Origin of the sequence: Hymenobacter lucidus, from assembly GCF_020447265.1 — a bacterium.
Taxonomy (GTDB): domain Bacteria; phylum Bacteroidota; class Bacteroidia; order Cytophagales; family Hymenobacteraceae; genus Hymenobacter; species Hymenobacter lucidus.
The window spans coordinates 1-12,163 of record NZ_JAJADR010000005.1 but is presented as its reverse complement, the minus strand read 5'-3'; the positions used below and the strand labels follow the sequence as shown (position 1 = coordinate 12,163).

Sequence of the window (12,163 nt, the reverse complement as noted above, 5' to 3'; positions counted from 1 at the left end):
AAGGATAGGGGGAAGAAAATGGACGCGGGAAGGTATAGAAAAAGGAGGATATACGGTTGAGGTAGTAACTATATAAAAAGCAATGTTGGGTATTAAATCCGTTTACAGCCTTAAGCAAAACAGGCGAAGCCTAGCCCCGCCCGTTTTGCTTGACAGCTCACTCCGCCTGCCGCATAATCAGCTCCCGGCCGGTCCGCACGAACTCAATCTGGAGCAGCTGACGGGTCGAAGGGTCAAGCCAGTAGGTGACGGTGCTTTTGTCAGCGCCGAAAGTTTGGACCACCCAGGCCGGCCGGCTGGTCTTGCCGTCGGGGGCGGGCAGGGGCTGGGCGCCCACGATGCGGCCCCGCACCCATTCCGGGCCGCCCTTCTCGTACACGTACTGCGCAAACTTAAAGGCTTGCCCGGCCCGCAGCGGCAGCGCCAGCACCACCAAGTCGGCCGAAAAGGAATCGAACAGGGCGGCCGAGGTGGTCAGGTCGACGGCGGTGCGCTGGGCACCCACCTGGTTGAAGCCCGTGACGTGGGAGCCGGCAAAGTCCAGAGCCAGCGTGCGGCCGTTGGGCTGGTGGGAGCGGTGCGCGCGAGGGTAGAGGGTGCGGCGGTCCACGGTGCCGCTGTCGATGATAGCGCCGCTGGGAAAGGTAATGACGGACCGTTTGAGCCCTATTTCCTGCCCCGACCGGGAGAGGTATTCATACGAAGTAGCCACGCTGCCGACCGGCTTTTCCTGGCCCTGGTGGCGCATCAGCATCGTGTAGCGGGCCGCGAAGGGCCGGATCAGTTGCCCGTCGACGCTGTGGCTTGGGGTGAGCAGCAGCGTGTCGGTAGGCGCAGAGGGTGATTGGGCGCGTGCGGTACCCGTCAGGCCCAGGGCCAGCAGTAAGCCGGGAAGTTTCATAGCGTGCAGAGTAAGGTGAGGAAAAAAGACTGCCGCCAAATACGCCCGGCGCCGGCGGCTTGCCCCACGCTACTCGACCGTTAGGGCGGCTTATTCGACCCTTACCGGGCTTTGCTCAACCATTGGCCGGCCCCGGACTGGATGGCTATTTCTGGGCAAAGGGTCGAGGGAAAGGCCGCAACGGTCGAAAATCCGGCGGGGCGTGCAGCTTGCCCGCTACGCGGCGGGTATCTTGGGGGCCCATCTGCCACTACTGCCATGCTCGGGCTTCTTCGCCGCCACCGGGTGCTGCTGCTGCACCTCTCGTTCTGGGGCGTTTACTTTTCGTTTTACTTTTATCAGATCAGCCGGGAAGCGGGCTGGCGGCTGGCGTTGGCCAACTCGCTGGTGCCGCTGGTCAGCAACTTGCTCATCGGTTACCTCAACTTCTTCTATCTGCTGCCCCGGGGACTGCGGCGGCAGCAGCTCGGGCGCTACCTGCTGGAGCTGGCCGCCCCCTTTGCCCTGGTGGTAGCGCTGCGGGTGCTGGTGCAGCGGCAGCTGGCGGTGGGCCAGATGCAGCAGAGCTACATGGAGTCGGGGGCCTTCGTGCTGTCGGTGGTGGTGGGCACCTTGTTTATCGTGGCCTTCCTGAGCATGCTGCACTTTGTGGTGGGCTGGTTTGCCCTCGATGCCCGCACCAAAGCCCTGGAAAACGAGCAATTGACGGCCGAACTCAAGCTGCTCAAAGCTCAGATTAACCCGCACTTTCTCTTCAACACGCTCAACAACCTCTACTACCTGGCCTACACCCAGTCGCCGAACACGCCGGAGGTGGTGGCCAAACTGGCCCAGATGATGCGCTACATGATTTACGAGTCGAACCATGCTACCGTGGCTCTGAGCCAGGAAATAGAGTACATGCAGAACTACATCAGCCTGGAAAAGCTGCGCCTCAACGCTCCGATTCCGGTGCAATTCGTGGTGGATGGCCAAGTCGAGGGCATGCGTATTGCCCCGCTGCTGCTGATTACCTTCCTGGAAAATGCCTTCAAGCACGGCGTAAGCACCACCGACCCTACGGCCTGGGTTACGGTGCTCATCCGGCTGCAAGGCGCAGAGTGCGTGTGCACCGTGGCCAACGGTCAGCCGCCGCACCCCGCCCCGGGGCCGGCCACCGTGGGTACGGGCCTGCAAAACTTGCACCGGCGCCTGGCCCTGCACTACCCCGGCCGCCACGCGCTGCTAGTAGACGACAGCCCCAGTGAATACTGCGTCCACCTTACCTTAACTCTGACCTGATGCTGCGCTGCCTGATTGTGGACGATGAGCCGATGGCCCGCAGGCTGCTGGCCGACTACGTGGAGAAAGTACCGTTTCTGACGCTGCACGCCGCCTGCGCCAGTCCCCTGGCCGCCTTGCAGGAGCTCAGCAGCCACCCCATCGACCTGCTGCTGCTCGATGTGCAGATGCCCGAACTGACCGGTCTGGCGTTGCTTAAGGTTCTGCCGCGCCAGCCCCTGGTGATTCTGACCACGGCCTACTCCGAGTACGCCCTGGAAAGCTACGACCTCGACGTGGTCGACTACTTGCTCAAGCCCATCACGCTGGAACGGTTTCTGCGGGCCGTGCACAAGGCCCAGGCTCGGCGGCTGCCTGGCGCCGCCCCGGTTCCGGCTCTTGTGGCTGCGCCGCCCGCCGCTGGGCCCGCTCCGACTGAACCGTCGCCGTTTCTGTTCGTGAAGGATGGCACCCGCCTGGTCAAGATACGACAGGCTGACATCCTCTTTGTGGAGGGCCTGAAAGACTACGTGGCCATCCATACCCGGCAGCAGCGCATCGTGAGCTTGCAGCGCCTCAAGACGCTGGAGCAGCAGCTGCCGGCCACGCACTTCGTCCGTATTCACCACTCCTACATTGTGAGTCTAGAAGGCATCGACGCCGTGTTCAAAGACAAGGTGCAGATTGGCAGCCGGTTTCTGCCCGTGAGCGAATCCTACCGCAAAGCCTTCCGCGGCTTTATTGACCCTAAGTCGCCGTAGGGGCAGAGCCCCGTGGTGACCTCCTGCAGGGCTCTGACGATACAGACCGTGAGCTGATAAATGATGCGTAAGCCTGTCCTGATGCAAAAAAGGCGGAGCCTGCGCCCCGCCTTTTTCCTTAAACCAACCCGCCCTTGACTGGAGCAAGGTGAGCAAAGAGCCAATAGTGAAGTTGGCGTCCCCGTCGGAAATGAGCGGCGTGCAGTCGGCAGCTGCCGAATCAGGCGGCGTTACGCCGCTCAAGCTGCAGCAGCAGCTGGCCGGTGTGGGTCAGAAAGGCTTGCAGCAGAGTCATTTCCTGCGGACCGCTATGATACTGAATCAGGGCATAGCCATCGGGTGTTCGAGCACGCGCCCCACGGCGTTTTCAAAATACAGGCGGCTTCCAGGAGCCAGCAGGCCTATGAGGATAGGTTATTGGGGGAATTGGCCCGCTGCTCCTCACGCAGCCAGCGTTGTGCTTCGGTGAAATCGTGAAACAGCACCATCTGAAACCGGTTTTTGACCTGCTCCAGCATCTGCTCAGCCGACGTTTGACCGAAAACGCCCGGGGCCAGCACGTGGGCAAAGCGGCGCAGGTCCAAGGCCAGCGCGCGAGGCATCCATTCCTGAGCTATCCACTCGTTGGCTTGGTTCCACGAGCCGGTTACCTCCCGGTTGTCATTGAGCAGATACACGCACTTGGTTTGCTGCATCAGCGCCAACACTTGCTCGCAGCCTTTTATGACATTCTCCGTCGAGAGCATGCCTTGCCAACGGTTGTAAATCCAGCCGTTGGCCTGGTCCCACTCCAGCGACAGGTAAGGTTTATCAAATGAGTTGGTGAGAGTTGTAATCATTCCGGGCAGATAAAAGAAGCAAATAGATGAGGCAGATAAGGGTAGCTAGCTACATCCGGCGCAGCCATTCGGTGGCGGAGGCCGGGCTGCTAAAGGTAAGAAACACGATGCCGGCCGAGGTGTGCTGCACGGCTAGTTCGGCCGAAAGCTGGCTGTAGCGCTCGGGCGAGTGAATCCAGGCGAAGTAGCGGCAGCCGGCGTCGTAGAGCTGGGGAAAAAATACCTCGCCGCCCCAGCGCGCCGCCTCGGCCCAGAGCCCGTGAATGTGGCTGTTGTCGTTGAGCACCTTGGTGCAACGCTCCCGGCGCAGCAGCTCCAGCAGCTGCAGGGCCCCTTCCATTACTTCGGCATCCGTGGGACTGCCGTGCCAGTCGAGCTGCAGCCAGTTCTCGACGTAGTCGAGCGAGATAGTCAGGGTAGGAGAGTCGTAGAGGGTGCGCAGAGCCATGAAGGAAAGAAAAGAGAAGAAGATGGGAAAAAGCCGGGCTAGCAGATCGAGCGGAGCCAGTGTTGGGCCTCTTCTAGGCTGTCGAAGACGCGAGCCTGAAATGCCGTCAGCTGCGAGTAAAACTCCGTAGCCGAGCCCTCGGCCAGAGACTCAGGGGTGGTAATCATAGCAAAGTGGCGCAGGCCGGCCTTGGCCGCGTTGGGGGCCCACTCGTTGATAACCCAGTCCATGGAATGACCCCAGGGGCCGCGCACCAGGCGCGTATCGTTCAGCACGCACGAAAAACCAGCTTGGGCCAGGGCAGTGGTGTAGGCGTGGGCTCCTGCCTGAATGTTGGCCGCCGTCAGGTAGCCCTGCCACGTAACCCAGATCCAGCGGTTGTCAAGGTCCGTTTCGATAGTCATAAAAACCTTGCCCAGGGACGATTTCAATTCTAGCATCGGGGGTAGTGTATACGTTAAAGAGGTGCTGCCCAAGCGAGCAGCAGTTGGAATATGCCGCATCTGCTGGCTATGACTCTTCTACCGCCCAGGCGCGAGCCTGCTGCACGTCGGTAAAGGTGCGCGTTTGAAACGGAAGCTCGGGAGTGGTATCCTGGTACAGGTTGCCGATGAGCAGGCGGTTAAGGGTCTGCTCGGCTTCCAGCCGGGCAAAGCGGACGACGCCGAGCACCACTAACGCGGGCAGCACCTCCTTGCCAACCCAGGCCAGGTCTTTGGGGCGCACGGCACCCAGCAGCTGGTCGTTGGCTATCCAGGCCGTAACGTGGTGTTCCCGGGCCAGGTCTATTGCGGCCGCAATAAAACGGCGAAAGTCGGCGCTACTCGCGTAGCCGAGCCATTCTGTTTCCAGGGCATTGCGGGCCCCTTGGTGCAAGTGCAGCACCAGCGTGGGGTAGGAGGCAAGAACAGACATGAGCAAGAGCAGGGTGGAAAGCTACAACGTAGCCCGCCGGGTAGAGTTGCTGAAGAGGAGCCGGGCCTACTGCACCTGACGTAGCCAGGCGGCTGCTACCTGCGCGTCGTTGAAAACCCGGTACACAAGTGCCCCTTCCCGGGCATCCTGCATCAGGGAGCTAATAGCCAGGCGGGCAAATACATCCTCGGGCAAGAGCACGGCGGCCACCATTTCGCGCTGCACCGCGTGGCTCACAGTCAGCCACTGGCCCCGAATCCAGCCCCGCTCTTCTTCCGTGAAAGGGGCCATCAGGCGCTGGTTGGCCAGCATCTTGTTCCAGCCCCGGCGTTTGAGCAGGTGCTCCAGGTGCTGCAAGAAGGCCACGTAGTCGGGCTTCAGGCGGCTGCCGGCGTTATAATCGACTACGACGTACCCATCCGGATGCTCGTAGAGCCGGCCAATGGCATTCTGGTAGTAAATGGGTAGTCCGGACAGCAGAAGCATAGGAAGCAGCAGGTAGGGAGCGGGAATTTTACGGGCGGCAAACATACTACCTCTCAGCAGAAAAATACTATCTGAGCAAGAGCCGGGTGTTTGCAGCGCAGGGGAAACCATAGGGGCTATTGCTCTTACGGGAAAAACCTGACGGCGTACCAAGCCGTAGGCATGCCCAACTACTGCTATGATGAACACGCTATTTGATATCCGCCTAACCCAGCTGCGCCGGGAGCTGGAGGCCAGTGACTCTTCTGATACCTTTGGCCTCAGTGTGCTGCTGGCCATCCGGCGCGAGTTGGTTCGCCTGCTGCAGAGCATTCCCGACAAGCAAGTACAAAAGCTGCCCAAAGAGCTGCAGCACGACTTTTCGCAGAGTTTTCGCCGGCTGATAGCTCGGGTGCCCTTCCCGGCGCCGAGCTGGGAGCAGCAGTACCAGGAAACGGAGCAAGCCCTGGCCGTGCTGGAGCGAATAGCCCAGCAGCAGCCCCTGCAGCTGCCGGCTCTACCGGCGTTGACCTCGCTGAGCGGAGGCGAAGAGTAAGCCGATGGGAGCGGCCTGCGGCCCGGAGTAGCCGAGAGCGGCCCGCCAGCTTAGCTAGCCGGCCGTAGGGCGGCCAGCGCGTCGGCCGTGTGCTGTTCCAGCAGCCAGATAACGACTTCTGCCTCCTCATCGATGGAGCGCTGGTAAGCCTGCCCGTCGGAGGTATTCGGCGACTCTTCCCAGCGGGCCAGCTGGGTCAGCGTGCCGATACGGGTCAGCAAGTCATCCAACTCACTGTAGAGCAGGGTCCAGACGGCCTGGGCCTGCTCCGGGTGCTGGTGCAGTAGCTGGCGCAGATCCAGCATTTTCATCACCAGCCCGGCCAGGGCCCGCAGCCGCCCCTGTTCGACGGCCGAGAGGGTGCGGGGCTGCCGGTCAATCACGCACAAGGCGCCAATTTGCAGGCCTTCTGCCGTCCGCAGTGGGTGCCCGGCGTAAAACCGCAGCTCCAGGGCTTCGGCCACCTTCGGGTCGGTCAGGTGGCAGGGCTTCCGCCGCAGATCCTCGTATATCGTCGTGTCTTCGTGCAGGACGGCCACCGAGCAGATGCTTTGCTCCCGATTTACCCGCACTGCTCCCGGCAAGCCATAGTTGGCCTTAAACCAGACGCTGCCTTCTTCCACCAGCGACACCAGGGCAATAGGCACCTGAAAAAGCTTCGCCGTCAGCCGCACGATGTCGTCAAACACCGCGTCGGGCTCACTGCCTAGCGTCAGGTAAGGTGCCAGTGCCTGCAGGCGCTGCGGGTCATTGGCGGGAATAAGGGAGGAGGGTGTCGGCATACATCACACGTCGGCGGCTTGGTTGCGGGAAGAAGTTGAGGTAATCCGGCGGGTGCCTGATGTAGTGTTCCTTCTGGCCTAACCAGCTGGCAGTAAAGATAAGAACATCCCCGAAAACGGGAGATGCCGGCCTGTGGCCGCAACGCGGTGAGCCGGGGAGCCGGGTTCTCACGCCACGTTGGCAAGCTGGTAAGGCTAGGTGGTAATGGCGCCTCTACGTGGTTGCTATCAATGGTCTCGCCATTGGCCGGCCGCAACACAAAAAAAGGCGGAGCCTGCGCCCCGCCTTTTTTACTCAAACTCATTACCCGCACTTACTGCGGCAGCGTGAGCAGGTAGCCAATGGTGAAGTTGGCATCCCAGTCGAAGACGAACTGCTTGCAGCCGGTGGCTTCGGCAATGGACTTATAGATATTGAGGCCGGCTTTCGACTTGGCGTTGTCGAGCTGGTAAGTGTCGGCGGCTTGCAGCACGGTGTAGCGCTCCTTGCCGTTGCGCACCTTCTTGGCCATTTCAAACGGCACGCCGCCGATGATAAAGCAGGTCTGGCGCAGGTTTTCGGGCACCTGCTGGGCTTTGGCCTTCACGTCGGTAGCTACGGTGGCATCATCCACGTTGTCCTGGAAGTATTTGGCGCCGTAGGTTTCCACCGACTTGGGCGCGCCGCCGCTCATCCACGTAATCTTGGTGTTGCCCGAGCCGATGTCCGTCACGAACGACTTATCGGCAAAAGAAGCCGGCAGCACTGAGCGCAGGCCCAGGATGCCTTCCTTTTCGGGCGTTACGGTGTTTACCACGTAATTCAGGCTTTTCAGGGCCTTGATAATCTTGGCCGTGCCCGAGGCCTTAAGAGCCCCGGAACTCACCACAAAGTGAATGTCGCGGCCACCCACGCCGTAGTCCAGCATCTGGCCGATGTAGGCCTTCAGGCCCTTGCGTACGTCATCGTCGGACGACATATTCTCCATCACCAGGCTATTGCCAAACTCAGCTTTTTCCAGCTTCCAGTTCCGGTCTTTGTCGATGCGGACAATGAAGGAGTTGAAGCCGCTGGCCCCCAGCTCTACCACGCCTTTCAGCTTGCCGTTTACCGGGGCCGGCGCTTCGTAGTTGAACGCCGGAGCGGTGGTGGCAGCTGTGCCGGTGGTAGATGCGCCGGGCTCCGTGGTTGAGTAGTCGGAACCCGCGCCGGTGCCCGGTGCCGCGCCCGGTGAGGCCGGCGCGGTGGTAGTGGCCGGAGTGGTGGCCTTATTGCCCGCGAAGTAGCGGAAGCCAAAGTACACGGCGGCCACCACCACGAGGGTGATAATCAGCCGGCCGGCAAGAGTGATGCGCTGCATGAAGAAAGGAGTTAGGGAGTTAAGGGTTGTCGTTGAAGTTAATGAGCTGTAGGACCGTCCTGTCTGACTGTGTTCGACATAGCGTTCTTAAGGGCAGCATGCCACTCTAATTTAGCAGGTCACGGTAGCCGGCGTCTTTGGCTGGGTACGGCTCCGAGCTGCTCGGGGCCGGCACTTCGGGCCGGGGGTCGAGGGTCACGAGCTTGAAGTCGCCCTGGTTGTAGGCCTGTAGCATGGCCTCGCCCTTGTCAGAGAGCACGCCGTTCTGCACGTCCACGGAATTGATGAAGTCCATCGACATATCCATGGCCCGCTTCATTTCGCCCAGCTTCTGGCTCATGTCGTCCTGAATGTATTCCATCGACTCGTCGAAGTAGAACTTCTTGTCCGGGTCGCCCTTGAAGATACTCACGGCAGTACGCAAGGCGTTGGAGCTTTCTTTCACCATCTTGTACTCCACCTCCTTGAGGCGGACCTTGATTTCGGTTTCCTTGATGATGTAGTCGGCGCTGGTATTCACCTTTTCCATGAAAGCCAGCACCATCTTGATGTTGCGCTGCAGCGGCAGCAGCTTCTCGTTCATCTGCTGCAGGCCCGCCCCTTCGATGGTAGCCAGCTGGGCGGCTTCCTTCATGCCAGGCTTGGCAGCCATGCTGGTGGCCTTGTTGGCTTCGGCAAATTTCTGTTTGATTTCCTCGTTGTTCTCGTTGATCTTCTTGTTCAGCTTCACCATCTGCCCGGCCAGGGTATCAATCTGGCCCTGCATCTTCTGGCGCTTTTCCTTCAGGTCTTCGATGTAGATCTTGAGGATGGCAATGGGGTCGAGCTGGATGATAAGCCCGGTAATCTTGCGCATCAGCGTCTTGAAGAGAAAGAACAGCCCCGTGCGAATGTCGCGGCTGGTAAACAGGAACACGAGCAGCGCAATACCGCCCAGCAGAAATGCCAGGTGCAGGGTGTTGGTGGCTACTTCAATGAGAAACTTGACGATTTCGTTGAAGTAGAACAGGCCCGTACCAGCCAGCCCGGCCAGCACCACCAGGCCCAGTATTCCCTCGGGCCTCGACCAGAAGGAGCGTCGCTCGGCCTCGGTAGAGCCGCCGAGCTGCGAAAAATCAGGAGTTGCCATGGAAAGGTGAAGTTGTGAAATGGTGAAGTTGTGGGGTGGAAAGGAGAGGTTGTGAAATGGTGAAGTTGTGAATTGTTATTCCAGTGGCGCTACTTGCGCGGATTGAACACTAATTTCACAAACTCACAACTTCACCACTACCGCAGGTACTGCGTTATCTTGGCCAGGTCGTCTTTGATCTGCTGGGTGAAATGAGCGTAGGTGGCCTCGTAGTTCTGGCGGTTTTGCTGGAGGCGGCCGCTCTGCTCGGTTATTTCGCCGCCGATGGCCGCCAGTCGGGTGTTGTTGGCCGCCTGCTTCTGCTGAATCTCGGCCAGCTGCCGGGCCAGGGCTTCGTTGTCGGCCTGTAGCTGCTGCTGCTCCTTCTGCAGCCCGCCTACCCGCTCGCCGATGGCATCGTCTACGCTCTTGGCAAAGGCGTCACGGTCGGCCCCCAGCACGGTGAGGTAGTGCTGCCCGGTGGACGTCAGGGTGCCCACGTTAGCAGCGCCGCCCATGGCCTTAAAGCTGGCCCAGGCCGCCTGAAACTGCTTTTCCTCGCTTAGTCCCAGGCTGGAGAGGCTACGCAGCGTTTCGCGGAACTCGAAGTAGTCAGGCCCGGCCGGGTTGTTCTTGGCCAGCACGTTGGCCAGGTGCTCGGCAAACTTGCTGTCGTGCTGGCCGGTGGGCGGCGGAGGCGGGGAGGACGCGGGGCCTGCGCCAAGGGTCGGGGCGTTGCCGGGTACCGCGCCGGGGCGGGGCGGCTCGGCGTCTTTGATGAAGAAGCTCAGAATCTTGTGGCCGAGGTTATCCGGTTCAGGCATGGCAGTGGGAAAAGGTAGTACCTGCAATGTTACGAGGTTGACACAAATATTCTTAGCCTCCTATGTTGGAACACATCTGCTAAAGCCGGCCCGCTTGCATAGGGGCGGGTGCAGCACGTCCAGGAAAGCAGAATAAGGAAAATACTCTGGCTTTTCCCCGTTAATCATAGCAGATCCAGGAAACAACCAGACTGTACGGCCCGACTTGCTATACGTTGTCTCCTTATTCACGTAAGAAAGAAATAAGGAGACAGTACGTTTGTCTCCTTACTGTCGAAAACCAAAATTAAGGAGACAACCGCCGTTATGGCCCGTCCGCTGCGCACTACTACCGTTCCGCACTACCTGGCCCTTATCCGGGCCGGGCTAGGGCTCACCCAGCAGCAGCTGGCCGGGGCCCTGGGCGTATCCCGCCACTTGGTCACGAAGATAGAAGCTGGGCAGCGGGTATTGCCACCTTCGGGCGGCATAATTTTGTCGTGGCTGGCGCAGGCACTGCCCCCGCCCGGCCCACCGGCGCCCCTGGACCTACTGACTGCGGCCGAAGCGGCTCCGCTACGGGCCCGGGCGGCGGCGGTGGCCTACGAAATCCGGCAGCTCACGCGGCGGCTGGAGCGGGGGCAGGCGCGGGCCAGCCGGGCCACCGACTGGCTGCGGGCCGCGCCCAAGCTGCTGGCTTCACTGCCTGCTGAAGAGGCCGTGCGGCATAGGCTCTGGCTGGGCGCTACCACGGCCGAGGCCGAAGCGGCGCTGGAAGGGGAGGGCAGCCCGGCGCTGCACCGGCTGCTGGCGGCCCGCCTGGCCGGCCTGCAGGCCGAGGCCGCCGCGCTGGCCGGGTACCTGGCTGAGAAAGCAGGAGCATAGCCACCCGCGTGTAGAGACGCATACTTGCGTCTCGTCGTTGAACGACTTGTACTAGCTGTATGCAGGCTGCATAACATACTGTAACGAGTAGGGCAGATTGCTTACTTTGCGCCTCTTAATTTGGGCTGTAGGCCACTGAGTATGTATTTACAGAAGCTGACCATTGCGAACATCCGGGGGCTAAAGCACTTCGAGATGATCTTTCCTGAAAACCCCGCTGGCTGGCACGTCATCATCGGCGACAACGGCGCGGGGAAGTCAACCCTGATCCGGGCTATTTCGCTGGGCCTGATCGGGCCGAACGAGGTGCGAGCCGCGCATCCAAACTTTGCGGAGTGGCTGCGCAAGGGTGAGAAGAAGGGATTTGTGGAGGTGCTTCTGGAGGCCGACAAACAACATGACTTCACTACGAGACTTGGCAAGACCCGCAAGCTAACTGCGAAGGTGTTGCTCCAATCCTCCCACTCGCTTAGTGGGCTGCGGGGTGGTACCCCACTAGTGGAGGCAATAGGGGACGAAAGTGGTAAGATAACTCCAGATAAGTTCGTCTGGAGTAGCACTTCTAAAGGCTGGTTCTCAGCCGGCTTCGGCCCATTTCGGCGATTTACCGGCGGCGATACTGAACACGACAAGGTATATCTGTCATCACCCCGTTGCGGGGCTCATCTATCTGTGTTTGGTGAAGATGTGGCCCTGACTGAGGCGTTACGCTGGCTACAGGAGATTGACTACCAGCAGTTGAAAGCTAGGGAAAAGAAAGCTCGGCAAGATACCAGCCCGCTTAACCTCGCCAATTACGAGCAGCTAACCGTAGTCTCAGATGATGCTGTATTGGGCGAAGTTAAGCAGTTGTGGGAAATCGCCACTCGCCTACAGGAAAGCAGCCTTTTTCAGGAAGCTGAATCATTGTTGATACGGGCCTTGACCCTGACGGAGAAGGTAACTGGCCCTGATCATCCCAGTATGGCGACTAGCCTTAACTACCTCGCTTTACTCCTTAAGGTGACAAACCGACTGGCTGAAGCCGAACCGCTGATGCGTCGGGCATTGGCCATCAATGAAGCCAGCTTTGGCCCTGATCATCCCAACGTAGCCACCAG

General features: G+C 60.2%; 15 protein-coding genes. 5 read left to right on the top strand and 10 right to left on the bottom strand.

Annotated elements, in window-relative coordinates; translation table 11 throughout:
• Positions 1-157: 157 nt before the first annotated feature.
• Positions 158-901, bottom strand: coding sequence for a DUF3108 domain-containing protein (locus LGH74_RS16450; RefSeq protein WP_226177330.1), 744 nt, complete (start codon positions 899-901; stop codon positions 158-160).
• 258 nt (positions 902-1,159) lie between these two features.
• Between LGH74_RS16450 and LGH74_RS16445 the strand changes: the two genes are divergently transcribed.
• Entirely contained in the window at positions 1,160-2,182 is a 1,023-nt protein-coding gene (locus LGH74_RS16445; protein WP_226177328.1) for a sensor histidine kinase, read from the top strand.
• A complete protein-coding gene (locus LGH74_RS16440; RefSeq protein WP_226177327.1) occupies positions 2,182-2,922 on the top strand; it encodes a LytR/AlgR family response regulator transcription factor in 741 nt (246 codons plus the stop codon). Before LGH74_RS16445 ends, LGH74_RS16440 begins: the two co-directional genes overlap by 1 nt.
• Before the next feature lie 401 nt (positions 2,923-3,323).
• Here the strand turns inward: LGH74_RS16440 and LGH74_RS16435 are convergent, their stop codons facing one another.
• The 5 genes from LGH74_RS16435 to LGH74_RS16415 all read right to left on the bottom strand — a co-directional run bounded on the left by LGH74_RS16435 (position 3,324) and on the right by LGH74_RS16415 (position 5,610).
• Positions 3,324-3,761: a hypothetical protein gene (locus LGH74_RS16435; protein WP_226177326.1), complete on the bottom strand. Its 438-nt coding sequence runs from the start codon at positions 3,759-3,761 to the stop codon at positions 3,324-3,326.
• Between the two features lie 49 nt (positions 3,762-3,810).
• Complete coding sequence (locus LGH74_RS16430; protein ID WP_226177324.1) at positions 3,811-4,209, bottom strand: hypothetical protein; 399 nt, start codon at positions 4,207-4,209, stop codon at positions 3,811-3,813.
• A 38-nt stretch (positions 4,210-4,247) separates the two neighbouring features.
• Positions 4,248-4,649, bottom strand: coding sequence for a SpoIIAA family protein (locus tag LGH74_RS16425; protein ID WP_226177322.1), 402 nt, complete (start codon positions 4,647-4,649; stop codon positions 4,248-4,250).
• 70 nt (positions 4,650-4,719) lie between these two features.
• Positions 4,720-5,124: a hypothetical protein gene (locus LGH74_RS16420; protein ID WP_226177320.1), complete on the bottom strand. Its 405-nt coding sequence runs from the start codon at positions 5,122-5,124 to the stop codon at positions 4,720-4,722.
• A gap of 66 nt (positions 5,125-5,190) precedes the next feature.
• The gene (locus LGH74_RS16415) at positions 5,191-5,610 is read right to left on the bottom strand and encodes a hypothetical protein (RefSeq protein ID WP_226177318.1); all 420 of its coding nucleotides are present in this window, start codon (positions 5,608-5,610) and stop codon (positions 5,191-5,193) included.
• A gap of 178 nt (positions 5,611-5,788) precedes the next feature.
• On the opposite strand from LGH74_RS16415, the gene LGH74_RS16410 reads away from it, so the two are divergent.
• Complete coding sequence (locus tag LGH74_RS16410) at positions 5,789-6,145, top strand: hypothetical protein (protein WP_226177316.1); 357 nt, start codon at positions 5,789-5,791, stop codon at positions 6,143-6,145.
• Between the two features lie 50 nt (positions 6,146-6,195).
• On the opposite strand, the gene LGH74_RS16405 is transcribed toward LGH74_RS16410, so the two are convergent.
• The 4 genes from LGH74_RS16405 to LGH74_RS16390 all read right to left on the bottom strand — a co-directional run bounded on the left by LGH74_RS16405 (position 6,196) and on the right by LGH74_RS16390 (position 10,199).
• A complete protein-coding gene (locus tag LGH74_RS16405; RefSeq protein ID WP_226177315.1) occupies positions 6,196-6,927 on the bottom strand; it encodes a GAF domain-containing protein in 732 nt (243 codons plus the stop codon).
• Between the two features lie 314 nt (positions 6,928-7,241).
• Entirely contained in the window at positions 7,242-8,267 is a 1,026-nt protein-coding gene (locus tag LGH74_RS16400; RefSeq protein WP_226177314.1) for a hypothetical protein, read from the bottom strand.
• 106 nt (positions 8,268-8,373) lie between these two features.
• On the bottom strand, positions 8,374-9,396 hold the full coding sequence (locus LGH74_RS16395; RefSeq protein WP_226177313.1) for an Atg14 domain-containing protein: 1,023 nt from the start codon (positions 9,394-9,396) through the stop codon (positions 8,374-8,376).
• Between the two features lie 137 nt (positions 9,397-9,533).
• Positions 9,534-10,199 carry a hypothetical protein gene (locus LGH74_RS16390; protein WP_226177312.1) on the bottom strand — a complete coding sequence of 222 codons (666 nt, stop codon included), beginning with the start codon at positions 10,197-10,199 and terminating at the stop codon, positions 9,534-9,536.
• Between the two features lie 306 nt (positions 10,200-10,505).
• On the opposite strand from LGH74_RS16390, the gene LGH74_RS16385 reads away from it, so the two are divergent.
• Entirely contained in the window at positions 10,506-11,063 is a 558-nt protein-coding gene (locus LGH74_RS16385) for a helix-turn-helix transcriptional regulator (RefSeq protein ID WP_226177311.1), read from the top strand.
• A gap of 141 nt (positions 11,064-11,204) precedes the next feature.
• Positions 11,205-12,163: tetratricopeptide repeat protein (locus tag LGH74_RS16380; RefSeq protein WP_226177310.1), on the top strand; the 959-nt coding region annotated here is incomplete at its 3' end.

Excerpts from the sequence above, each read along its gene's own strand:
- LGH74_RS16450 (WP_226177330.1), bottom strand. The coding sequence starts at position 901 with ATGAAACTTCCCGGCTTACTGCTGGCCCTGGGCCTGACGGGTACCGCA.
- LGH74_RS16445 (WP_226177328.1), top strand. The coding sequence starts at position 1,160 with ATGCTCGGGCTTCTTCGCCGCCACCGGGTGCTGCTGCTGCACCTCTCG.
- LGH74_RS16440 (WP_226177327.1), top strand. The coding sequence starts at position 2,182 with ATGCTGCGCTGCCTGATTGTGGACGATGAGCCGATGGCCCGCAGGCTG.
- LGH74_RS16435 (WP_226177326.1), bottom strand. The coding sequence starts at position 3,761 with ATGATTACAACTCTCACCAACTCATTTGATAAACCTTACCTGTCGCTG.
- LGH74_RS16430 (WP_226177324.1), bottom strand. The coding sequence starts at position 4,209 with ATGGCTCTGCGCACCCTCTACGACTCTCCTACCCTGACTATCTCGCTC.
- LGH74_RS16425 (WP_226177322.1), bottom strand. The coding sequence starts at position 4,649 with ATGCTAGAATTGAAATCGTCCCTGGGCAAGGTTTTTATGACTATCGAA.
- LGH74_RS16420 (WP_226177320.1), bottom strand. The coding sequence starts at position 5,124 with ATGTCTGTTCTTGCCTCCTACCCCACGCTGGTGCTGCACTTGCACCAA.
- LGH74_RS16415 (WP_226177318.1), bottom strand. The coding sequence starts at position 5,610 with ATGCTTCTGCTGTCCGGACTACCCATTTACTACCAGAATGCCATTGGC.
- LGH74_RS16410 (WP_226177316.1), top strand. The coding sequence starts at position 5,789 with ATGATGAACACGCTATTTGATATCCGCCTAACCCAGCTGCGCCGGGAG.
- LGH74_RS16405 (WP_226177315.1), bottom strand. The coding sequence starts at position 6,927 with ATGCCGACACCCTCCTCCCTTATTCCCGCCAATGACCCGCAGCGCCTG.
- LGH74_RS16400 (WP_226177314.1), bottom strand. The coding sequence starts at position 8,267 with ATGCAGCGCATCACTCTTGCCGGCCGGCTGATTATCACCCTCGTGGTG.
- LGH74_RS16395 (WP_226177313.1), bottom strand. The coding sequence starts at position 9,396 with ATGGCAACTCCTGATTTTTCGCAGCTCGGCGGCTCTACCGAGGCCGAG.
- LGH74_RS16390 (WP_226177312.1), bottom strand. The coding sequence starts at position 10,199 with ATGCCTGAACCGGATAACCTCGGCCACAAGATTCTGAGCTTCTTCATC.
- LGH74_RS16385 (WP_226177311.1), top strand. The coding sequence starts at position 10,506 with ATGGCCCGTCCGCTGCGCACTACTACCGTTCCGCACTACCTGGCCCTT.